Below are 19,071 nucleotides of genomic sequence, written 5' to 3' on the forward strand. Positions count from 1 at the left end.
AGCAAGAGAGTGGGCCGAGGGCCGGCAGAGAGCAAGGGCGAGGGAGCCGACTGCGAAGCTGGGCGTTAAGACGGCGGGCCCGTCCGGCCTGCGAGGGGCCGAATGAAGCGCGATCTGGCGGACATGTGGAATCTGGTGTGGGAGCTGGCGCTGCTGGTCTGCGCCGGCTTTGCGTTGTTGAACGCCTTCGCTCCGCCCCAGGACCTGCCTTGGAAGCCGCTGGATCTGGATCGTCCGCTGGGCCGCGCGACCACCGCAAAGGTCGCCGCCTTCGATGTGCCGACCGCCGCCACCCCTGAGGCTGTCGAGGGCGCGACCGAGGCCTGTATGCAGGCGCTGCGCAATGCGGGGGTTCAGGTCGAACGCGCGCCCGACCGCGACGACGGCGGCTTCTGCGTGGTGCGCGGGGCGGTGCGGATCACGGGCGGCGAGGTGACGCCGCTGGCCCCCGCCGATGTCGTCATGCAGTGCCCGCTGGCGGTCCGCTACGTCATCTGGGATCGACAGGTGCTGCGCCCGGCCTCGCGCGACATTCTGGGCTCGGCGCCCGCGCGGGTGGAGAACTACGGCACCTATTCATGCCGCCGCATCTACGGCTCGCAGGACGAGGCCGAGCGGCCCAGCGAGCATGCCAAAGCCAATGCGCTGGATGTCGCAGCGGTGACTTTGAAGGACGGTCGGACCGTCAGCGTTCTGAACGATTGGCGCGGCGACGGGCCGGCGGGCGAGCCGGGCGGCCGCTTCCTCCACGCCTTGCGCGACGGGGGCTGCCAGCTGTTCTCGACGGTGTTGACGCCGGACTACAACGCCGCCCACGCCAACCATCTGCACATCGACGGGGCCGCGCGGGGCCTCTGTCGTTAAGCCTGAATGCGTCCGGTGCGACTCGCTTTGCTGTTGACCGTCTGGAAAAGCCGGGTGACAACATCGCTGCAGTCCGGATTTCGCGTGGGGTCCAAACCCGCGTTTCGCTCCTTCGCCTGAACGAGCTGTCCAGATGGATTGTCGGGTCACCTCGAGGGGGATCCGCCTGGAAAAGCGCGTTTACGGAGACGCAGACATGGCGACCGGCACGGTCAAGTGGTTCAACCCCACCAAGGGCTACGGCTTCATCCAGCCCGATAGCGGCGGCTCCGACGTGTTCGTTCACGTCACCGCCGTTCAGAAGGCCGGACTTCAGGGCCTCGATGAGAACGCCAAGGTCGAATACGAGCTGGAAAACCAGCGCGGCAAGACCTCGGCGATTGACCTCAAGGTTCTTTAAGTCGATCCAGCCTTCAAGGCTTAGAGGCGGGCGCGGGAGTTTCTCCCGCGCCCGTTTTGTTTTTTCGGGCTACCGCGCCTCGCGCTACTTGAGCCCGTTTGATGCGTCCTGCGGCTTGGTCTCGGCGGCTTGGACGGTCTTGGTGCGTTGGGACCGCTGCGCTAGGACGATTGCGCCTAGCACCAGGGCGCCGCCCAGGGCCTGAACCGGCGTCAGGGTTTCTCCGAAGATCCACCAGCCCAGCAGGCCCGCGACGACCGGCTGGATCAGGATGGTCACGGCGGTGACCGAGGCCGGCAGCTTGCCCAGCGCCCAGGCCACGCCGCCTTGTCCGAAGACGTGCATCACGCCCATGCCCACGCAGGCGGCCCAGCCCGCCGGTCCGGCGGGGATGACGGCCTCGCCCAGCGCCAGGGCGACGATCAAAAGCAGGGGCGCGCCCAGCAGGGTCGCCCAGAAGGTCACCCGCATCGCCCCGGCCGTGCGCCGCGCCGCCTGTACCGCCAGAAAATAGCCCGAGTACCAGACCGCCACCGACAGGGAGAACAGGTCGCCCAGCATCGGATTGGTCCCTTGTCCGCCGTCTGCGCCCGCCGCCATGGCGAAGGCGCCGCCCATGGCCAGGGCCAGGGCCAGGATGAACAGCCGGTGCGGCCGCTCCTTTAGCACAAACCAGCCGAACAGGGTCACGACGACCGGCGTCAGGTTGCACAGCACCGTGGCGTTCGCGACCGAGGTCATGACGATGCCGTAGTGCCAGAAGCTGAGGTCCAAGGCGAAGAACAGGCCCGCCAGCAGCGCCCATTTCGACGGCGCGCCGACGCCGCCTGGCTCCCGCGCCGCCAGAATCGTCAGCAGGGGCAGGGCGAACAGGAACCGCCAGAACCCCGCCGCCGCCGGTCCCGTTTCGGTCAACCGCACCAGAATGGGCGCCAGGCCCAGCACGCTGGCCGCGATCAGCAGAACGATCAGCGCAAAGGCGCGCGAGGAGGGACGAAAGGCCATAGCGGACATGGCCCGGCTCTTACGGCGCCCTGCGACCTGACGCCACAGGCGCCGTCAGGCCGCGCCTTAAACGAGGGGGTCGATCCGCGACCGCAACGCGACGCTGAGGCCCGGCGCGCGGTCGCGATAGTCGATCGTCCCGTCCAGCTGACCGACCAGGCTCTTGATCATCATCGAGCCGAACCCCTTACCGGCCAGATGCCCGCCGGCGCCCTCGTCCTCCACCGTCATGCGGAAGAAGGCACCGTCTTCCTGGAAGGCGATCCGCAGCGGACCAGGCTTGCCGCCATAGGCGTATTTCTGGGCGTTGATGATCAGTTCCGTCAGGATCAGGCCGATGGTGATGGCGCGCCCTGGCTCGATGCAGACCGGGTCCAGATCGGTTTCGATGGCGGCGGCCCAGTCGGGCCCCATGCTGGAGCCCAGATCGCCGATCAGCTCGCCGATATAGCGGCTCATGTCGATGGTCGTGACCTGATCGCTCAGATACAGCCGGCTGTGGACCGCAGAGACGGCGCGTACGCGACGTCGCGCCTCGTTCAGCGCGGTCGCGGCCGAGCCGCCCGCCTGTTCTCGCGCCTGAAGGCCTAGGAAGCTGGACACCAGCGTCAGGCTGTTCTGAACCCGGTGGTTCACCTCGCGGATCAGATACTGCTGCTGCTCCAGCCGCAAGTCGCGCTCGGACAGGCGGTCCTGCAGCGATCGGTTTAGCCGTCGAATCTGATGGACCGCCGCGTAGTCGGCCAGTGCGTCCCTCAGCCGCGCGGCGGACTCGACGGCGGCAGGGCCCCAGCGGTGCGCGCGGCCCGAGACGGTGTCCGACCAGCTCTCGAACGAGGCGCGGGGCGTCAGAATGGCGTTGGGGCCAGTCTTCTCCGCCGTTGAGGGATTGCCGGCCCAGCGCACCGTTTCCAGCACCTCCGAGCGGAACCACAGCAGCGAGACCGGCTGATCCAGAGGCAGGGTCACCGCCAGCAGACCGCTGGCGTGCGTCTTCCAGGCCTCGGCGGCGGGCAGAACCGAGGCCAGGTTGTGCGACGAGACGGGGCGCAGGCCCGGCCGTCCCGCCGCCCAGGCGGCGATGGCGCGCACGCCGTCTTCGGGCGGCGTATGGCCAAAGGTCTGGATATCGCCGTCGCTGACGATGGCCAGACCGTCCGCGCTGGTCAGCTGCATCAGGGCGTCGGCCTTTTCGGCCAGCGCCTCTCGCATCGGCCGATCTGGCGACAGCCGCGAAAGCAGTTCGTCCTCCATCCGGCGCAGGCGCGTGCGCTCGCGATAGAGGTCGGCGTCGGTCTTGGACTTCAGCTGTCGCGCCAGATTACGCGCCAAGGCCGTGCAGCCCACGCGCAGCTCATAGGGCAGCAGCTTAGGTGAGGCGTTGTGGCAGGCCACCAGCCCCCACAGGGCGTCATCGACGATGATCGACACGGACGCCGAGGCCCGAACGTCCATGTTGCGCAGATACTGCAGGTGGATCGGGGACACGGAGCGCAGGCCGCTGTCGCTCATGTCCAGCGGCGCCTCGCCAGGCGCGATGGGGCGCAGAGGCTGGGGCGTATAGCGGCTGTCGGGAATGACCCGCACGGGGTTGCGCAGATAAAGGGCGCGCGCCTGCTGCGGGATGTCTGTGGCGGGGAAATGGTGGTTCAGGAAGGAGCCGGACCCATCGGCGCGGCTTTCGGCCACGACCTGACCCGCCTCGTCGTCCTGGAAGCGATAGATCATCACCCGGTCGAAACCGGTCAGGCGACGGAAGGCGTCCGCCGCCCGCTCGCACACCGTCTGGATCGTCACCGCCCGTTCCAGCGCGGCGCCGGCGGCGTCTAGGTTGGCGATCAGATCGACGCCGAGGCGGGCCTGCTGTGAGCTCTGCTCGACCTCGATGATCATCAGATCGTTGATCGTGCCGGAGGTCGTCCCCGGCGCACGATGCACCACGACGTCGTATTCCAGACGATTGGTCGCGCGCCAGCGACAGGCGAAGCCGGCCTCCTGATGCGCGGCCATGGCGCGTACTGCCCGGTCGGCGACATCGCCCAACACGTCGGCGACGGTGCGATCGATCCAGACCTTGCGGCCCGTCAACTCCTCGATCGCGCCCGCCCCCTGGCGGATGGTCAGGGATTGCAGATCCAGCACCAGCATGAAGCCGTGCGGTTGGATCGATTGAGGAATGTGGATCGGCTCGCGATCGCACTCGTTCAGCGCGGCGTCGGCCAGGTCGAGCGTCTCGGTCATGCCGCGGCCTCCTGCGGCTGGGGTTGCAAGGTGCGGTGGGCGAAGGCGAAACCGTCGATGCCGCCCTTCACCACCTGATCGATCGTGACGTGGCCGTTAACGCAGGCCCGGTCCAGCAAATCCATGAAGGCGCGCCAGCGTGCGCCGGTTTCTTCGCCATAGGGATCCAGAAAGCCGAGGCCGTCCAGATCGCGACCCTCGGCGGCCAGCCGGCGTCGAATGATCCGACCGCCCAGCATCGACCCTTCGGCCACATAGACCCAGCCTAGGGCTTCGCCGGCCGAGGCGGGCGCAGCCGGACGCGCGGGCGGAGAAATGCGCTGACCCAGTATCGTCAGGTCCTGGGCGATCCCGTTCGCACGTGATCGCGGTTCGAAGCCGGCGTCCACTTCGGCGTTCAACCGTGCCACAAGCGGATGGCTGAGCGGCTCCAGTCCGGCATGGAAGCGGTAAAAGGCCGCCACGGTCGCCGCCCGCGTGGCGGGGTCCGACAGACGCGGCTCGATCCGGGCCTGGACTTCCAGGGTTTCGTGGGCTGAGGCGGTGGCTTCCCGAAGAGCGAGAAGGGCAGGGGAAGCGATCATGGGGCTCAGATTAACACACTGTCTTGTCTTGTCGATTTGCACAGGCCAGAAGGCGCGGACCACCACGGAACGGCCCAGACCGCGTGGCGTTCACCAGCAACCTTCTCATCTCCCTTTGATCGGCAGATTTTCATGAAACTGCGCGTCCGCGCCGAACTCGTCTATCGTTTCGATCCGCCGACGGACGCCATCTACAAGATCCAGGTCGCACACTGGCCGGGTCAGGACATTCTGGAAGAAACCCTGACCTTCGACCCGGCCGTCGATTTCCATGAGGACGAGGACGTCGACTTCGGCGCCCGCACCCTGCGTTGCCACGTCGAGGGCGAGGTCAAGCTGACCTATGAGGCGGTGGTCGAGAACGGCGTGCTGAAGGGCCTGCCGCCCAGCGTATCCCAGCATGACTGGGGTGAGTTGCCCGCCGAGGTTCTGCCCTATCTCCAGCCCAGCCGCTATTGCCCGTCGGATCAGTTCGGCCGCTTCGTGACGCGCGAGTTTGGCGACACGGCGGGCGGCGCGCGGGTGCTGGCGATCCTGAACTGGATCACCGAGAACGTCGATTACGAGCATGGCGTCTCGGACACCGAAACCACGGCGGCGCGCACCTTCATCGACCGGGCCGGCGTGTGCCGCGACTTCACCCATCTGGGCATGACGCTGTGCCGGGCCTCGGGCATTCCTGCGCGCGCGGTCAGCGCCTTCGCTCACCAACTCAGCCCGCCCGACTTCCACGCCATCTTCGAGGTCTGGCTGGATAACGGCTGGTGGCTGGTCGATCCGACGGGCCTGGCGCCGGTCGAAGGCCTGGTGCGGATCGCCTGCGGGCGCGATGCGGCGGACATCGCCTTCCTGACGACGCAGGAGCGCTGTCAGATGGTGCGCCAGTCGGTGACGGTGGCCGAGGCCTGACCGGCCGCTACTTCGGCTTCTGCGCCGCCTTGTAGGCCTGAAGTTCGTCGATCACGTCCATCTGGCGCAGCACCTTGTTCTGCGGATCGATCAGCACGGGGGCGCCGGCCGGAACCGCGATCTGGCCCCGACCGCCGGTCATGGCCACGATCTGAACGCGCCCGTCGATCTCGACCTCCAGCGGCATGGGGAAGGCCCCGCCGTCGCCCGTCGTCCACTCCAGCTTCAGCACACCGCCGTCGCGGGTCTGGGTCAGCACCGGCAGGGCGGCGTTGTAGAGATAGCTGCGGAAGAACCAGCCGTAGTCCTGGCCCGTGACGTCGTTGATGATCGCGAGGAAGTCGCCGGTGGATCGGTACAACGGCGCGAAATTGCCCGGCCGGGGGTCGGGTCGGCCATAGACCAGACGCGTGACCGCCTGATGGAAGGCGGTGTCGCCGATCAGCATCCGCAGCGAATGGCTGATCAGCGAGCCCTTGTTGTAGATGTCGAGACCCGGCCCGACGTCGCCTTTGTAGACCTCGTCTTCGGTCTTGGGCGTGCCTGAAACGACAGGATATTTGTTGATCAAACCCTCGCGCTGATTGGCCAGTTCGCGCTGCATATAACGGTCGCCCAGCAGCCAGCGGGCATAGAGCGGCTGCATGTATGACCCCAACCCCTCGTGCAGCCACATGTCGTCGGCGTTCTGATTGGTCAGCTGGTTGCCGAACCATTCGTGGGCGAACTCGTGCTGCAACAGCCAGTCGTAGCCCCGCCCGTCGATCTTGTAGCCGTTGCCGTAGGCATTGATCGTCTGGTGCTCCATGCCCAGGTGCGGGGTCTCGACCACGCCCATTTTCTCGTCGCCGAAGGGGAAGGGGCCGACGGTGGCTTCGAAGAAGTCCAGCATCTTGGGGAACTGGGCGAACAGGCCCCGGACCTGTTCGGGCGTGTCCGATTTCAGATGCCAGTAGCGCATCGGGATCGTGTTGCCGAACCGGCTGGCGTAGTCGCCCGACAACTCTTCGTACGGCCCGACGTTCAGCGCGATGGCGTAGGTGTTGGGCGATTTCGCCGACCAGTTCCAGGTGGTCCAGCCGTCGCCGTGATCGACCTTGCCCAGGAAGCGGCCATTGGACGGCGCCGAGAGGGTCGACGGGACGGTGATGTGCAGATCGACGCGAGACGGTTCGCCGTGGGGGCTGTCGATGCAGGGCCAGAAGATGTCGCAGCCCTCGCCCTGAACCGCTGTGGCGATCCATGGCTCGCCCGACGGCGCGGTGGACCAGACGAAGCCGCCGTCCCACGGTGCACGGGGCGCCACGCGCGGCTGGCCGGCGTAGGCGACGCGCAGGGCTGCCGACCGGCCCGTGGCCAAGGTCTCGGGCAGCTGCACCGTTAGCCGGCCTTCGGGGTTGGACCAGCGATCGACAGCGACCTCGACCCCGTCGATCTGGACCGAGGAAATGGTCAGCAAGGTGTCCAGTTCGACGACCAGAGCGGTCAGGGGCGCCTTGGCGGTGAAGTCCAGCACGGCGACCGCGTCGATGGCCTTGTCGTCGGGCAGGACCTTGATCGACAAATCGGCCTTGTCGAACTGCATCGCCTGCTGTTCTGGCGTCAGCGGCTGATCGGTGGCCAGGGTGAAGGCGGTCGATTCGCGCGGCGTCGGCACCGGCTGGGCGACGGTGGCGCAGGCCGACAGCGTCAGGGCGCTGGCTGCGGCCAAAAGCAAAATCTTGATGCGCATGAAGCCGTCCCTCTCTGAGGCGACAGGCTAGCGTGAGCGGGCAATGGCGCAAAGAAAAAGGCCGGTGTTTCCACCGGCCTCTTCCAGAACTCTATGTCGCGGTCGCCGATCAGGCGGCGGCTTGTTCGGCCAGCTTGGCGCGAATCTGGCGCTTGATGCGCTGAGCGGCGATCGACAGCTGCTCGTCGCGGGCCTTGACGATGAAGACGTCCAGGCCGCCCTTGTAGTCCAGGGTGCGCAGCGCGGCGTTCGAGATGCGCAGGCTGAACGTCTGGCCCAGGGCTTCCGACGTGACCTTGACCGTCTTCAGCGACGGCAGGAAGCGGCGCTTGGTCTTGATGTTCGAGTGGCTCACGTTGTGGCCGACCATGGGGCCGATACCGGTGAGTTCGCAACGACGCGACATCGTCAGATCCTTAAGGTGCGGCGTCCAGCCCGAGCGTGGGAGAGGACGCATGAAACAGTTGCGCGCGGGAACCAGCCCGCGCGAGAGGGGGCCGTATAAGGGAAGAGGCGGTTCGGCGTCAAGCCGAGTCTGGACGCATCGTCCCCACGCCTCGTTCAGCCGTCATTCAAATGCCGCCCTGTATGGCCCATATGATGACGACCTCAAAAGAGACCCAAGCAGAACAGAAGGCTTCCATGTCCCGTCCGTCCTTGATCGATCGCCTGCGCAAGCGCGCGCTCGCCGTCCTGGCCCCGGTGATGGCCGGCGGCTTCATGCTGGCCTCGCCCGCCATCGCCCCGGCCCAGACTGCGGCTCAGTCCGAAGTCCTGCCCGGCTATTGGGAATACACTACCAGCGCGGTGGGCCAGCGCGACACCGAGCAGAAGTGCGTGCGGCCCAGCGAGATCAACCGATTCTTCGGCGGCCTGTCGACCAACAAGTGGCGCTGCACCTATCCGACCCGCGTGGTCGGCAACGGCAATGCCCGCTTCGAGGGAACCTGCCAGGACCGCAAGGGCCGTCGCATCGCTGTTCGCCTGAATGGGACCTACACGGAAACCAGCTTCAGCTTCCGTGGCGGCGCCCAGATCGTGCGCGGCACCCCCTATATCCCCGCCAGCATAACCGCGCGGCGCATCAGCGCCCAGTGCCCGGCCAACGCCGAATACTTCTGACCCCGGCTCTGCGACGCATCAAAAAAAGGCCCCGGATCGCTCCGGGGCCTTTTCTTTAGTCCGAGACTCGAAGCTTAGGCGGCTTCGGCGGTCGGGATCGGCTTTTTGGCGCTGAGCGACTTGGCGAGCAGCTCGACGGCGGCATCCTTGTCGATCTTGTTGGCGGCGGCGACTTCGCGCGCCATGCGGTCCAGGGCCGATTCATAGAGCTGGCGCTCCGAATAGGACTGTTCCGGCTGGGTGTCGGCGCGGTGCAGATCGCGAACCACTTCGGCGATGGAGATCAGGTCTCCCGAGTTGATCTTGGCTTCGTATTCCTGGGCGCGACGCGACCACATGGTGCGCTTGATGCGCGCGCGACCCTTCAGGGTGGTCAGTGCCTTGGTCACGACGTCGTCGGCGGCCAGCGAACGCAGACCGGCCGTGACGGCCTTCTTGGTCGGGACGCGCAGGGTCATCTTCTCGTGGTCGAAGGTCACGACATAGACCTCCAGCGACATGCCCGCGACTTCCTGGGTCTCGATCGCCGCCACCTTGCCGACGCCGTGCGCCGGATAGACGACCGCGTCGCCAACCTTGAACTCCAGACCAGTCTTGCTCGTCATAATCGTCCTTTCCCGGTCAGGGCCGGGCGAAACGAAGGCGCAGGAAACGCAAACAGAATCTCATCCGCCGGAACGCTCCGTCGGAGGGGATGATGTCAGGCGTCAAAAGCGGAAACGGATCACCAAACCTCTGGCCGATCCCGTCTAGGGCGGGATTCTGTCGCAAACACGGGCGGCGCGAAGATTTCGCGGACCGCCCGATCCAATGAAACAGAACCTATCACAAATCTGCGGAATTTCAAAACGTCCACAGGGCGGACGTGCAAATACGGCAAGGCTTGAGCGCCGCCAGTCCTTAAATCAGGAACCCTTGCCCGGCTTGGGGCTGAAGTATTTCTCGTATTTGCCGGTTTCGCGCTCGTACTGTTCGCGGTCGGCGGGGGGCGTGCCCTTGACGGTGATGTTGGGCCAGACCTTGGCGTATTCGGCATTGACCTGAAGCCATTTGCCGTCGGGCTCGTCCTCGGTGTCCGGCACGATGGCGTCGACCGGGCATTCCGGTTCGCACACGCCGCAGTCGATGCATTCGTCCGGCGCGATCACCAGGAAGTTCTCGCCCTCGTAGAAGCAGTCCACCGGACACACCTCGACGCAGTCCATGAACTTACATTTCACGCAGGCGTCGGTGACGATGTAGGTCATTGGGCGAAAAACGGGGCGCAAGCTGTGAGCGGGAGGCCTGCGACATGGCGGGCACGCAACCAACTGTCAACAGCGGGGCTTAAGGCGAGAGACGTTCGCAAGCCGGTTTGAGCCCGCTTGACAACAGTCGAGCTTAATCGCAACCGTATTGATTGCATATCCGCCGTCCCATCACAGGAACTCCCCCATGCGCACCCCCTTCATGAAATACGCCGTAGCCGGCGCAGTGGCGCTCAGCCTCGCCGCCGGCGGCGTGGTGGTGGCTCAGGCCGCCCTGACCAAGAACCCGTCCGAAGTCACCGCCGGGAACTACGATCTGGATTCCGGCCACGGCAAGATCACCTGGTCGGTCAATCACTTCGGCCTTTCGACCTATACGGGCCAGTTCGTGAACGTGAAGGCGGTGCTGAAGCTGGACCCGGCCAACCCGTCGGCCTCGACCCTGACCGCGACGATCCCGCTGACCGACGTGGCGCCCAACGACGACCGTCTGAAGGCCCACCTGCAGACCGCCGACTTCTTCGACACCGCCCAATATCCGACTGCGACCTTCGTCTCGCGCTCGGTCACGGTCGACGCCGATGACGCCAACGAAGCGACTGTGGTCGGCGATCTGACTTTGAAGGGCGTGACCAAGCCCGTCACCATCGAGGTCGAGTTCAACGGCGCCGGAACCGTCATGGGCGCATACAAGGCCGGCTTCGACGGCGAAGCGACCATCAAACGTTCGGACTTCGGCGTCAACTACGCCCTGCCGGCCGTGTCCGACGAAGTGAAGCTGCACATCGAAGGCGAGTTCGTCATTCAGAAGTAGGGCTATCGCGCTGCGCGCGACTTGAGCCCGTCAGGGTTCAATCGTTCTATAAAGGGCGCGGGCCTCTTCGGCAGGCCCGCGCCTTTCGCCCAGCCCTTCGACCTTCAAGCTGGTGACGCGTCCGTTCTGGGCGAAGGTCAGCAGGTCGTCGACGTGAACGCATCGGCTGGGCTTGTCGAGCCGCGTCTCGCGCCCCTGATGCGTCAGCCGCACCGCCCCCCGCTCCACCAGACCGGCCGCCAGGCTGCGCGTCTTCACGAACCGCGCGCGCCACAGCCAGATGTCGATGCGACAGGCGTTCTCGCTTTCCATCCCTTTCGTCATCCTCCGGCAAGCCGCTTGCGGCGCAGACCGGGGGACCCAGCGGCGCCGAAGGCGATGCAGCCGCCGCACGATGTCGGAAGCATATTGTCCGCGACAGGTTCGCGCTCACGCGCGCCGCTGGGTTCCCCGGTCTCCGCTTCGCTTCGCCGGAGAACGACGAAAGGATGGGGCATCACGAAGCAGTCTTCCTGCGCGGACGACGACGCTTGGGCCGCGCCTCCGTCAGGGCGGCGAGGGCAGCGAAGGGCGAGTCCTTGACGATCTTCGGCGCTGCGCCCGTCTTGTCGGGCAGGCGGGCGCGTTCGACCTTCAGGGCGGCGATGATCTGTTTGGCCTGATCGGCGCGCCAGCCCAGATCGGTCAGGGCCTCGTCGGACAGCCGGCCGTGATTGGCGGCCCGCAGCTCGGCCATCTTCTCCAGCGTCTCGACCGGCGCCAGCCACCGTCCCGCCAATCGCAATCCGTGCGCGGACAACAGCCGCGCCAAGGGCGGCTCCACGGGCGCGGGGATCAGATCGGGCGTCGCCGGGATCAACGGCGCGGCGACGAAGGCCTGGGCGAAATGGCGGGCGCGCGGCTTCTGAAGACCGGGCAGCCACACCGAATGCGCCCCTATGCGGATGGCGAAACTGCGCAGCGTACGGCGCTCGACCTGACTGAGCGCAGCCAGATCGCGCTCGACCTCGCGCCGGTCGATCACGCCGCCGGCCTCGATCAGGCGAAAGGCGATGCCGCGCGGAAGGCCCTTCAATGTCCCCGACTCGACCGCCTGACGCAGTCGTCGCAGATCGCGCAGCGCACGGCCTGCTTCCGCCGCCAACCACGCCTCGATCCGGCGCTGGGCGCGCTCGCGGGCGGGCGTCGGTCCCAGATCGCCAAGCAGGCGCACGGAGGGCGTAAACGGATCGACGCCCTGCGGCGTCGCGGCGATCTGCGCCGTCAGCACGCCGCGCCACAGCACCGCCCCGTCCGGCGTGATCGAGAAACCGTCGTCGGTCTCGGCCGCCAGACGCCCCAGCCGTCGATTGATCTCGGGCGTCACCGCACGCACAGCCGCCTGGCGCAGGGTGCGGTCTTCCAGGGCCGAAGAGCCCTTTTCCATCTGAAAGCGCACGCCTTCCAGTTGGCCGACGACCTGTCCCTCGACCGTGACCTCGCCGTCATCGGCGACGCCTGCAAAAGTGTCTTCGCGCACGTTCAGCGCCCGCATCAGGGCGGTGGTGCGGCGATCCACGAACCGGGCGGTCAACCGCTCGTGCAGCACGTCGGACAGCCGGTCCTCCAGCGCGCGGGTCTTGTCGCGCCAGCCTTGCGCGTCGTGAACCCAGTCCGGCCGGTTGGCGATGTAGGACAGGGTGCGCACCGCCGACAGCCGCGCCGACAGCTGGTCGATCTGACCGTCGTCACGATCCACGAAGGCGAAGCGCGGCGCCATCCAGTCGTCGGTCAGCCGGCCCCGTTTGCCGGTCAGGGCGTGGAAGACGTCCTTGGCCAACCGGGCGTGTTCATCCAGCGTCGTCTTCTGGAAGTCGGGCAACTGGCACGCCTCCCACAGACGCATGACCGCCCCGCGCGAACGGCCCACCCGCGCGATCTCTTCGTCCTTGATCAGACGACGCAGCAGGGTCTCGTCCAGCGCCTCCGCCGTCAGGCTCAGCCCCGATCGCTGGGGCGTCACCGTCAGCGAGCGCAGCAGATCGGGCAGGGTGTCGAAATCCAGCCGGGCGTTCCGCCACTCCGCCGCCTCGATCGGATCGAACCGATGCTCGACCACCTGTTCGACCAGATCGGGGTCCAGATCCTCGGCCTCGGCCGTGACGCCGAAGGTGCCGTCGCGCAGATGCCGGCCGGCCCGCCCGGCGATCTGGCCGATTTCATGGGCGTAAAGCCAGCGGGTGCGCCGCCCGTCGAACTTTCTCAGGCCCGCGAAGGCGACATGGTCCACGTCCATGTTCAGCCCCATGCCGATGGCGTCGGTGGCGACCAGGAAATCGACCTCGCCCGACTGATACAGGGCCACTTGGGCGTTGCGGGTGCGAGGAGACAGACTGCCCATCACCACCGCCGCGCCGCCGCGCTGACGCCGGATCAGTTCGGCGATGGCGTAGACCCGATCGGTCGAGAAGGCGACGATGGCGCTGCGGCGGGGCAGGCGAGTCAGCTTCTTGGAGCCCGCGTAGGACAGGGTGGACAACCGGTCGCGCGTTATGATCTCCACGTCCGGGACTAGGCGGCGGATCAGCGGCTCCATGGTTCCGGCGCCTAGGAACATCGTCTCGAACCGACCGCGCGCGTGCAGCAGCCGCTGGGTGAAGACGTGGCCGCGTTCGGGATCGGCGACCAACTGGATTTCGTCGATGGCCAGAAACTCGACCGATCGCTCCAGCGGCATGGCCTCGACGGTGCAGACGAAATAGTGCGGGCGCGGCGGGACGATCTTTTCCTCGCCGGTGATCAGGGCGACGGCCGCCGCGCCGCGCTGTTTGACGATCCGCTCATAGATCTCGCGGGCCAGCAGGCGCAGCGGCAGGCCGATCATGCCCGAGGCGTGACCCAGCATCCGCTCGACCGCCAGATGGGTCTTGCCGGTGTTGGTGGGCCCCAGGACCGCAGTCACGCGGGACGGGGCGAGGCCTGCGGACCGGTCGCTCATGTCGCGACTAAGGTGGCGACGAATCTCGTCCGGCTCAAGCGTCGCCGGCGCGCATTCCGATCCGGACCAGGGTGGACAGGTTCGCGGCCTGCATTTTCGTCATCACCTTCGCGCGAAAGATTTCGACCGTGCGCGGGCTGATCTCCAGCCGTTGGGCGATCTCCTTGTTGGAGCAGCCGTCGATCAGGGCGTCGAACACCTGACGCTCGCGCGGGGTCAGGGTGTCCAGTCGGGCCCTGGCGTCCTCGCGCGCGATCCGCTCGGCCTCAAGACTGGTCAGGGAGGCCAGGCAGCTGGAAACCGCGTCCAGCATTCGCTGCGGATCAAATGGCTTTTCGACGAAATCCACGACGCCCGCCTTCATCAACTGAACCGCCAGCGTCACCTCGCCATGACCCGTGATGACGATCACCGGCCAGGTGTCGCCGCGCAGGGTTTTCAGACGCCCGACCAGCTCAGAACCCTGAAGCCCCGGCATCCGCACATCGGTGATGACGCAGGCGCTGCGGTCTTCGGGCAGATTGGTCAGGAAGTCGTCTGCGCTGAGGAAACTGCGCGCCCGATACCCAGCCCCGCGCAGCATCAGCACCAAGGCGTCACGCATGGCGGGGTCGTCGTCGATGATGAAAACGGAGTGCGGGCTCATCAGATTTCGGACTCCGTGGGACGCGGCAAACGAAACGAAAAGGTCGCTCCACCCTCAGAATTCCGGCTAACGACCAGGGTCGCGCCGTGGCTTTCGACGATTGAACGCGTGACCGACAGCCCCAGACCCATGCCGCCGGCCTTAGTCGTCGCCATCGGATGAAAGATGCTGTCGATTCTGTCTTCGGGGATGCCGTCGCCATTGTCGCACACCGCGATCTCATAGCCGTCCGCGCCCAGCGTCCGGCCGGTCACCGTCACGCGCGCGCCCTCGCGTCCGATGACGGCGTCCACGGCGTTGCGCACAAGATTGGCCAGCGCTTGCTGAATCTGAATGCGGTCGGCCAGAACTTGATCGTCGTCTTCTTCCACATCCAGAGCGATCGTCGTGTCGGTGTCCTGTCCCGTCAGGGCGAAGACCGGCGCCAGGTCCAGGACGATCAGCGAGGCGCGCTCTTCGGTGAAGGACCGCGAACCTGTCGCGACCTGTTCGCGCATGCGCCGGATGATGTCGCCCGCGCGCAGCAACTGGGTCTTGGCCAGGTCGATGGTCCTGGCCGGCCCTTCCGCGACCGTCCCCAGCCGTGTCAGTTCGGCCTGGCCGGCATGCAGATAAACGGTGGCGGCGGTCAGCGGCTGGTTCAGTTCGTGGGCCAGGGTTGCGGCCATTTCGCCCATCGAGTTCAAACGCCAGACGCTGCTGAGCTTGTCGTTCAAATCGCGCTCGCCCTTGCGGATCGTCTCGGCCTGGCTTTGATCGCCCAGCGTCAGGACGATGTGTTCGGGGGCGATGTCATCCGGGAGCACGTTGGCGTGAAGCGTCAGCGGCGACCCGGGCGTCTCTATATTCCCGCTCGTCCAGGGGCCGGAGGACGGGCTCAGCACCTCGCCGCCCTGGCGAGCCTTCGCCAGGGCCGCGTCGTCGAAGCCGGGCAGCAGTGATGCGAAAGGCTGCGCCATCGCCGCCTCTCGATCCACACCCAGCAGATCGGCGGCGGCCGGGGTCACGCGGCGCGTGCGTCCTTCACGGTCCAGGGTCACGATCGGCGTCGTGGCCACGATGGTGTCCAGCAGCATCTCGCGCAGCGCCAGATCGCGCGTCAGGGCGCGGGCCTGTTCCAACGAGTCGATCAGCCGACGACAGACCTCGGCGATGACCCAAGCGATGACCGCAAAAAGCGCGGCGTTCGTTATGGCGTCCAGGGTGCTTTCACGCGGCACAAGCCACAGGTTGGCCCCGATGGCCAACAGGATCGCCAACACGACCGCCCCCCTTCGCGCCAGCAGAGCCGTAACAATCACCGCCGGGACCAGCGGCAGATAGTAGAAGTTTCCGATCGGTTCGAGTGCGCTGCGGATCAGTGTCGCAACAAGCACCGACAGACACGCAATCAACGCCCCGCTCCACCCTGTCTTGGACCGGAAGCTCATATCGCGATGCTAAATCGATACAGGCGAATGTATTTCACGAGGGCATGAATTCATGATCGTTGGCTGGTTGAACTATTACAGGAATGCCCAGGCCACGTTTTGGACAATTTTGTATAGGCGCATTTTCTATACGTGAACATACGTATTCGCGCGGTTGGGTTCAGGCCTGTGATCGAGAGCGCAGCGCTTAGGACCCTTTCGCAGGCGACGCCACATCCGCCGTCTCGTCTACGCAATCCTACATACGGCGCAGTTCAGATTTAATATTAATCATCGCCTCATCCTTGGGCTTCAGAATGCAGAAGCTTCGGGGATCGCCATGCGTAGCTCATCACATTTCTACGGGCCTTCGGCAGCCGCTGTATCGACGCCGCTGATGACCCAGAGGCTGGGCCTCGAAGCCGGGCGTCGCCGACCGCATGGCCGCACTGCCGCGATCGCCACCCATTCGTTCTGAGTAACCGATCCACCGGGGGATGCTGAGTTGAAGTTGATTGAAAATATGCCCGTCGGCCGCAAGCTGTTCGCGGCCTTTGGTCTCGTTCTGGCGGCGATCGCCGTCATGGGCGTCGTCGTCGTCACCAGCCTGCTTCAGTTAGAGAAGGCCGGCGAGGTTCGCACGGTGGAGAACCAGGCCAACCGCACCACGGCGACGGCCGAGTTCTACATGACGCGCCAGGAGAACGCCTTCCGCGGCTACCTCCTGTCTCAGGATCCCTACTATATCGAGCGCGTCGATGCGCACCGCGCCAAGTTTCTGGCGGCCATGGACGAGTTGCGCGGCGAACTGCCGGCCGATCGCGCCGCCCTGATCGACAAGGCGGTCGAGGCCAATGCGACCTGGTACAAGAACGTCGTCGAAGCCGGTTCCGCGATGGTGCGCGACGGTCGCGCGTCCCAGGCCGTGCAAATGGTCGGGCGCAACGGAACGGCCGACAACTACGTCGCACCGGTCGAAGACACGATCGACCAGATCAAGAGCGCCAACGAATTGGCGCGCAAGGCCTCGACCGAAGCTCAGGCCGCCGCCAGCCGCACCGCGCTGATCGCCACGATCGTGGGACTGATCTCGGCCTTGGTGATCGCCGTCATCGCCGGCTTCGTCGCGACGCGCTCCATCGTGCGCCCGATCTTCACGATGATCGGCTATATGCAAAAACTGATGGCCGGCGATACCGACATCAAGGTCGCCAGCGCCGAGCGCAAGGATGAGTTCGGCAAGATGGGTCAGGCCATCGTGGCCTTCCGCGACGCCGCGATCGAAAAGGTCCGCGTCGAACAGGAGGCGATCGCCAACCGGTCCATGAGCGAGCAGGAACGCGCTGAACGCGAGGCCGAGAAGGCGCGTGAGGCCGCCGAGGACGCCCAGGCCATCGGCGCCCTGGGCCAGGGTCTGTCCGCCATGTCGAACGGCGACCTGACCTACCGGATCGAGATCGACTTCAATCCCAAGTCGGCTCAGCTGAAGACCGACTTCAACGCCGCCATCTCCCAGCTGCAACAGGCCGTCTCGGTCGTGGTCAACAATGTCTCGGGCATTCGCTCGGGCGCGGGCGAAATCTCGCAGGCCGCCGACGACCTGTCGCGCCGCACCGAACAGCAGGCCGCCTCCCTGGAGGAAACGGCTGCGGCTCTGGATGAAATCACCGCGACGGTGAACAAGACCGCCTCGGGAGCCCGTCAAGCCTCCGACGTGGTTCAGGCCGCGCGCGGCGACGCTGAGAAGAGCGGCATCATCGTCCGCGACGCCGTCCAGGCCATGACCGCCATCGAAAGCTCGTCCACCCAGATCAACCAGATCATCGGCGTCATCGACGAGATCGCCTTCCAGACCAACCTTCTGGCCCTGAATGCGGGCGTCGAGGCCGCGCGCGCCGGCGAGGCCGGTCGCGGCTTTGCGGTCGTCGCCTCCGAAGTTCGCGCCCTGGCCCAGCGTTCGGCCGAAGCCGCCAAGGAGATCAAGACCCTGATCTCGGCCTCGACGGGTCAGGTCGGCTCGGGCGTCAAACTGGTCGGCGAGACCGGCGAGGCCCTGCAACGGATCGTGGACCGCGTCGCCGAGATCGACAGCCTGGTCACCGAAATCGCGGCCTCGGCCCAGGAACAGGCCGTCGGTCTGGCCCAGGTCAACACCGCCGTGAACCAGATGGACCAGGTCACTCAGCAGAACGCGGCCATGGTCGAGCAGTCGACCGCCGCCAGCCATTCGCTGGCCCAAGAGGCGGAGAGCCTGCAAGCCTCGGTGGCCCAGTTCCGCGTCGGCGCCTCGTCGCCGCGCGCCGCTGCGCCCGCGCCGGTTCGCACGCCTGCGCCCGTCGCCAAGCCCGCTGCTCGCTCCAGCCACATGGTCGCCGCGCTGAAGACCATCGGCCGTGGCGGCGCTGCGCCCAGGCCTCAAGTCACCGCCGCCGAAGACGGTTGGGAGGAATTCTGATGACCGAAACCGTGATCCTGTCCGACGTGCTGGACCTGAATGCGGCCGAGCCGCTGAAGGCTGAACTGCTGGCCCTGCGCGGTCATTCGGTGGTCCTGGACGCCTCTGCAGTTCAGCGTCTGGGCGGGCTGTGCCTGCAGATCCTGCTGTCGGCGCGAAAGACGTGGGCGGCAGACGGCGTCAACCTAAGTTTAGGGTCTGTGTCCCAATATTGGACGGAACAATGGGCGGCCTACGGCGCGCCGGACTTCAACACCGAGGGGGCGTTGGCATGACCAAGACCGTTCTGACGATCGACGATTCACGCACCATGCGCGACATGCTGCTGATGGCGCTGGAAGACGCGGGCTATACCGTGATCCAGGCAGTGGACGGCGTGGACGGTCTGGAGACCTTGGCGTCCAAGGGCGCCGACGTCATCATCACCGACATCAACATGCCGCGCATGGACGGCTTCGGCGTCATCGAGGGCGTCCGCGCCGATCCGAACCACCGCACGACCCCTGTGCTGGTGCTGACGACCGAGAGCGACGTCGAGAAGAAGGCGCGCGCCCGCGCCGCCGGCGCCACCGGCTGGATCGTCAAGCCGTTCGACCCCGCAAAGCTGGTGGACGCCGTCCGCCGCGTCGCCGCCTGATCGCCTGAAGCCCGCCGGACCCCGACCTA

19 protein-coding genes are annotated in these 19,071 nt (G+C 66.3%); 8 read left to right on the forward strand and 11 right to left on the reverse strand.

The window, feature by feature from the left end; translation table 11 throughout:
• Positions 1 to 102 precede the first annotated feature (102 nt).
• Positions 103 to 864, forward strand: a complete 762-nt coding sequence (locus ASF31_RS06455) for an extensin family protein (RefSeq protein WP_055753902.1) — start codon at positions 103 to 105, stop codon at positions 862 to 864.
• Between the two features lie 196 nt (positions 865 to 1,060).
• Positions 1,061 to 1,264 carry a cold-shock protein gene (locus ASF31_RS06460; protein WP_017505920.1) on the forward strand — a complete coding sequence of 68 codons (204 nt, stop codon included), beginning with the start codon at positions 1,061 to 1,063 and terminating at the stop codon, positions 1,262 to 1,264.
• Positions 1,265 to 1,348: 84 nt separating this feature from the next.
• Here the strand turns inward: ASF31_RS06460 and ASF31_RS06465 are convergent, their stop codons facing one another.
• Genes ASF31_RS06465 through ASF31_RS06475 form a run of 3 tightly spaced genes read right to left on the reverse strand, consistent with a single transcriptional unit; the run spans position 1,349 to position 5,094 of the window.
• The gene (locus ASF31_RS06465; protein ID WP_055753903.1) at positions 1,349 to 2,278 is read right to left on the reverse strand and encodes a DMT family transporter; all 930 of its coding nucleotides are present in this window, start codon (positions 2,276 to 2,278) and stop codon (positions 1,349 to 1,351) included.
• A 57-nt stretch (positions 2,279 to 2,335) separates the two neighbouring features.
• Entirely contained in the window at positions 2,336 to 4,510 is a 2,175-nt protein-coding gene (locus ASF31_RS06470; protein ID WP_055753904.1) for a histidine kinase dimerization/phosphoacceptor domain -containing protein, read from the reverse strand.
• The gene (locus tag ASF31_RS06475) at positions 4,507 to 5,094 is read right to left on the reverse strand and encodes a biliverdin-producing heme oxygenase (RefSeq protein WP_055753905.1); all 588 of its coding nucleotides are present in this window, start codon (positions 5,092 to 5,094) and stop codon (positions 4,507 to 4,509) included. Before ASF31_RS06475 ends, ASF31_RS06470 begins: the two co-directional genes overlap by 4 nt.
• Before the next feature lie 132 nt (positions 5,095 to 5,226).
• Here ASF31_RS06475 and ASF31_RS06480 point away from each other — a divergent pair, with 132 nt between their 5' ends.
• Positions 5,227 to 6,003, forward strand: a complete 777-nt coding sequence (locus ASF31_RS06480; RefSeq protein ID WP_055753906.1) for a transglutaminase family protein — start codon at positions 5,227 to 5,229, stop codon at positions 6,001 to 6,003.
• A gap of 7 nt (positions 6,004 to 6,010) precedes the next feature.
• On the opposite strand, the gene ASF31_RS06485 is transcribed toward ASF31_RS06480, so the two are convergent.
• Both ASF31_RS06485 and rpmB read right to left on the reverse strand, forming a co-directional pair.
• Positions 6,011 to 7,735 (reverse strand): M1 family metallopeptidase, encoded by a 1,725-nt coding sequence (locus ASF31_RS06485; RefSeq protein ID WP_055753907.1) that lies wholly within the window; start codon positions 7,733 to 7,735, stop codon positions 6,011 to 6,013.
• A 109-nt stretch (positions 7,736 to 7,844) separates the two neighbouring features.
• Positions 7,845 to 8,141 carry a 50S ribosomal protein L28 gene (rpmB, locus tag ASF31_RS06490; protein WP_026108540.1) on the reverse strand — a complete coding sequence of 99 codons (297 nt, stop codon included), beginning with the start codon at positions 8,139 to 8,141 and terminating at the stop codon, positions 7,845 to 7,847.
• A gap of 236 nt (positions 8,142 to 8,377) precedes the next feature.
• On the opposite strand from rpmB, the gene ASF31_RS06495 reads away from it, so the two are divergent.
• Positions 8,378 to 8,857, forward strand: a complete 480-nt coding sequence (locus tag ASF31_RS06495) for a DUF3617 family protein (protein ID WP_055754175.1) — start codon at positions 8,378 to 8,380, stop codon at positions 8,855 to 8,857.
• 74 nt (positions 8,858 to 8,931) lie between these two features.
• Here the strand turns inward: ASF31_RS06495 and ASF31_RS06500 are convergent, their stop codons facing one another.
• Together ASF31_RS06500 and fdxA are read right to left on the reverse strand one after the other, a co-directional pair.
• Complete coding sequence (locus tag ASF31_RS06500; RefSeq protein ID WP_055753908.1) at positions 8,932 to 9,462, reverse strand: CarD family transcriptional regulator; 531 nt, start codon at positions 9,460 to 9,462, stop codon at positions 8,932 to 8,934.
• 300 nt (positions 9,463 to 9,762) lie between these two features.
• Positions 9,763 to 10,104: a ferredoxin FdxA gene (gene fdxA / locus ASF31_RS06505; RefSeq protein WP_017505910.1), complete on the reverse strand. Its 342-nt coding sequence runs from the start codon at positions 10,102 to 10,104 to the stop codon at positions 9,763 to 9,765.
• A gap of 187 nt (positions 10,105 to 10,291) precedes the next feature.
• Between fdxA and ASF31_RS06510 the strand changes: the two genes are divergently transcribed.
• Positions 10,292 to 10,918 carry a YceI family protein gene (locus tag ASF31_RS06510; RefSeq protein WP_055753909.1) on the forward strand — a complete coding sequence of 209 codons (627 nt, stop codon included), beginning with the start codon at positions 10,292 to 10,294 and terminating at the stop codon, positions 10,916 to 10,918.
• A 30-nt stretch (positions 10,919 to 10,948) separates the two neighbouring features.
• Here ASF31_RS06510 and ASF31_RS06515 read toward each other — a convergent pair whose 3' ends face one another.
• The 4 genes from ASF31_RS06515 to ASF31_RS06530 form a co-directional block, all read right to left on the reverse strand.
• Positions 10,949 to 11,242 carry an RNA-binding S4 domain-containing protein gene (locus ASF31_RS06515; protein ID WP_235551270.1) on the reverse strand — a complete coding sequence of 98 codons (294 nt, stop codon included), beginning with the start codon at positions 11,240 to 11,242 and terminating at the stop codon, positions 10,949 to 10,951.
• Between the two features lie 172 nt (positions 11,243 to 11,414).
• Positions 11,415 to 13,895 (reverse strand): helicase-related protein, encoded by a 2,481-nt coding sequence (locus tag ASF31_RS06520; protein ID WP_055753911.1) that lies wholly within the window; start codon positions 13,893 to 13,895, stop codon positions 11,415 to 11,417.
• Positions 13,896 to 13,929: 34 nt separating this feature from the next.
• Positions 13,930 to 14,541, reverse strand: coding sequence for a response regulator transcription factor (locus ASF31_RS06525; protein WP_055753912.1), 612 nt, complete (start codon positions 14,539 to 14,541; stop codon positions 13,930 to 13,932).
• Positions 14,541 to 15,971 carry a nitrogen regulation protein NR(II) gene (locus tag ASF31_RS06530; protein ID WP_200918586.1) on the reverse strand — a complete coding sequence of 477 codons (1,431 nt, stop codon included), beginning with the start codon at positions 15,969 to 15,971 and terminating at the stop codon, positions 14,541 to 14,543. Before ASF31_RS06530 ends, ASF31_RS06525 begins: the two co-directional genes overlap by 1 nt.
• A gap of 502 nt (positions 15,972 to 16,473) precedes the next feature.
• Between ASF31_RS06530 and ASF31_RS06535 the strand changes: the two genes are divergently transcribed.
• The 3 genes from ASF31_RS06535 to ASF31_RS06545 are packed head-to-tail and all read left to right on the forward strand — an operon-like array spanning position 16,474 to position 19,042.
• Positions 16,474 to 18,405, forward strand: a complete 1,932-nt coding sequence (locus ASF31_RS06535; protein WP_055753913.1) for a methyl-accepting chemotaxis protein — start codon at positions 16,474 to 16,476, stop codon at positions 18,403 to 18,405.
• A complete protein-coding gene (locus ASF31_RS06540) occupies positions 18,405 to 18,680 on the forward strand; it encodes an STAS domain-containing protein (protein ID WP_055753914.1) in 276 nt (91 codons plus the stop codon). Before ASF31_RS06535 ends, ASF31_RS06540 begins: the two co-directional genes overlap by 1 nt.
• The gene (locus ASF31_RS06545) at positions 18,677 to 19,042 is read left to right on the forward strand and encodes a response regulator (protein WP_039246220.1); all 366 of its coding nucleotides are present in this window, start codon (positions 18,677 to 18,679) and stop codon (positions 19,040 to 19,042) included. The genes ASF31_RS06540 and ASF31_RS06545 overlap by 4 nt, the downstream gene beginning before the upstream one ends.
• Positions 19,043 to 19,071: the final 29 nt, after the last annotated feature.

Source organism: Brevundimonas sp. Leaf280, from assembly GCF_001422455.1.
GTDB lineage: Bacteria > Pseudomonadota > Alphaproteobacteria > Caulobacterales > Caulobacteraceae > Brevundimonas.

Coding starts and splice junctions, on each gene's coding strand:
- ASF31_RS06455 (WP_055753902.1), top strand. CDS start 103: ATGAAGCGCGATCTGGCGGACATGTGGAATCTGGTGTGGGAGCTGGCG.
- ASF31_RS06460 (WP_017505920.1), top strand. CDS start 1,061: ATGGCGACCGGCACGGTCAAGTGGTTCAACCCCACCAAGGGCTACGGC.
- ASF31_RS06465 (WP_055753903.1), bottom strand. CDS start 2,278: ATGTCCGCTATGGCCTTTCGTCCCTCCTCGCGCGCCTTTGCGCTGATC.
- ASF31_RS06470 (WP_055753904.1), bottom strand. CDS start 4,510: ATGACCGAGACGCTCGACCTGGCCGACGCCGCGCTGAACGAGTGCGAT.
- ASF31_RS06475 (WP_055753905.1), bottom strand. CDS start 5,094: ATGATCGCTTCCCCTGCCCTTCTCGCTCTTCGGGAAGCCACCGCCTCA.
- ASF31_RS06480 (WP_055753906.1), top strand. CDS start 5,227: ATGAAACTGCGCGTCCGCGCCGAACTCGTCTATCGTTTCGATCCGCCG.
- ASF31_RS06485 (WP_055753907.1), bottom strand. CDS start 7,735: ATGCGCATCAAGATTTTGCTTTTGGCCGCAGCCAGCGCCCTGACGCTG.
- rpmB (WP_026108540.1), bottom strand. CDS start 8,141: ATGTCGCGTCGTTGCGAACTCACCGGTATCGGCCCCATGGTCGGCCAC.
- ASF31_RS06495 (WP_055754175.1), top strand. CDS start 8,378: ATGTCCCGTCCGTCCTTGATCGATCGCCTGCGCAAGCGCGCGCTCGCC.
- ASF31_RS06500 (WP_055753908.1), bottom strand. CDS start 9,462: ATGACGAGCAAGACTGGTCTGGAGTTCAAGGTTGGCGACGCGGTCGTC.
- fdxA (WP_017505910.1), bottom strand. CDS start 10,104: ATGACCTACATCGTCACCGACGCCTGCGTGAAATGTAAGTTCATGGAC.
- ASF31_RS06510 (WP_055753909.1), top strand. CDS start 10,292: ATGCGCACCCCCTTCATGAAATACGCCGTAGCCGGCGCAGTGGCGCTC.
- ASF31_RS06515 (WP_235551270.1), bottom strand. CDS start 11,242: ATGACGAAAGGGATGGAAAGCGAGAACGCCTGTCGCATCGACATCTGG.
- ASF31_RS06520 (WP_055753911.1), bottom strand. CDS start 13,895: ATGAGCGACCGGTCCGCAGGCCTCGCCCCGTCCCGCGTGACTGCGGTC.
- ASF31_RS06525 (WP_055753912.1), bottom strand. CDS start 14,541: ATGAGCCCGCACTCCGTTTTCATCATCGACGACGACCCCGCCATGCGT.
- ASF31_RS06530 (WP_200918586.1), bottom strand. CDS start 15,971: ATGAGCTTCCGGTCCAAGACAGGGTGGAGCGGGGCGTTGATTGCGTGT.
- ASF31_RS06535 (WP_055753913.1), top strand. CDS start 16,474: ATGCCCGTCGGCCGCAAGCTGTTCGCGGCCTTTGGTCTCGTTCTGGCG.
- ASF31_RS06540 (WP_055753914.1), top strand. CDS start 18,405: ATGACCGAAACCGTGATCCTGTCCGACGTGCTGGACCTGAATGCGGCC.
- ASF31_RS06545 (WP_039246220.1), top strand. CDS start 18,677: ATGACCAAGACCGTTCTGACGATCGACGATTCACGCACCATGCGCGAC.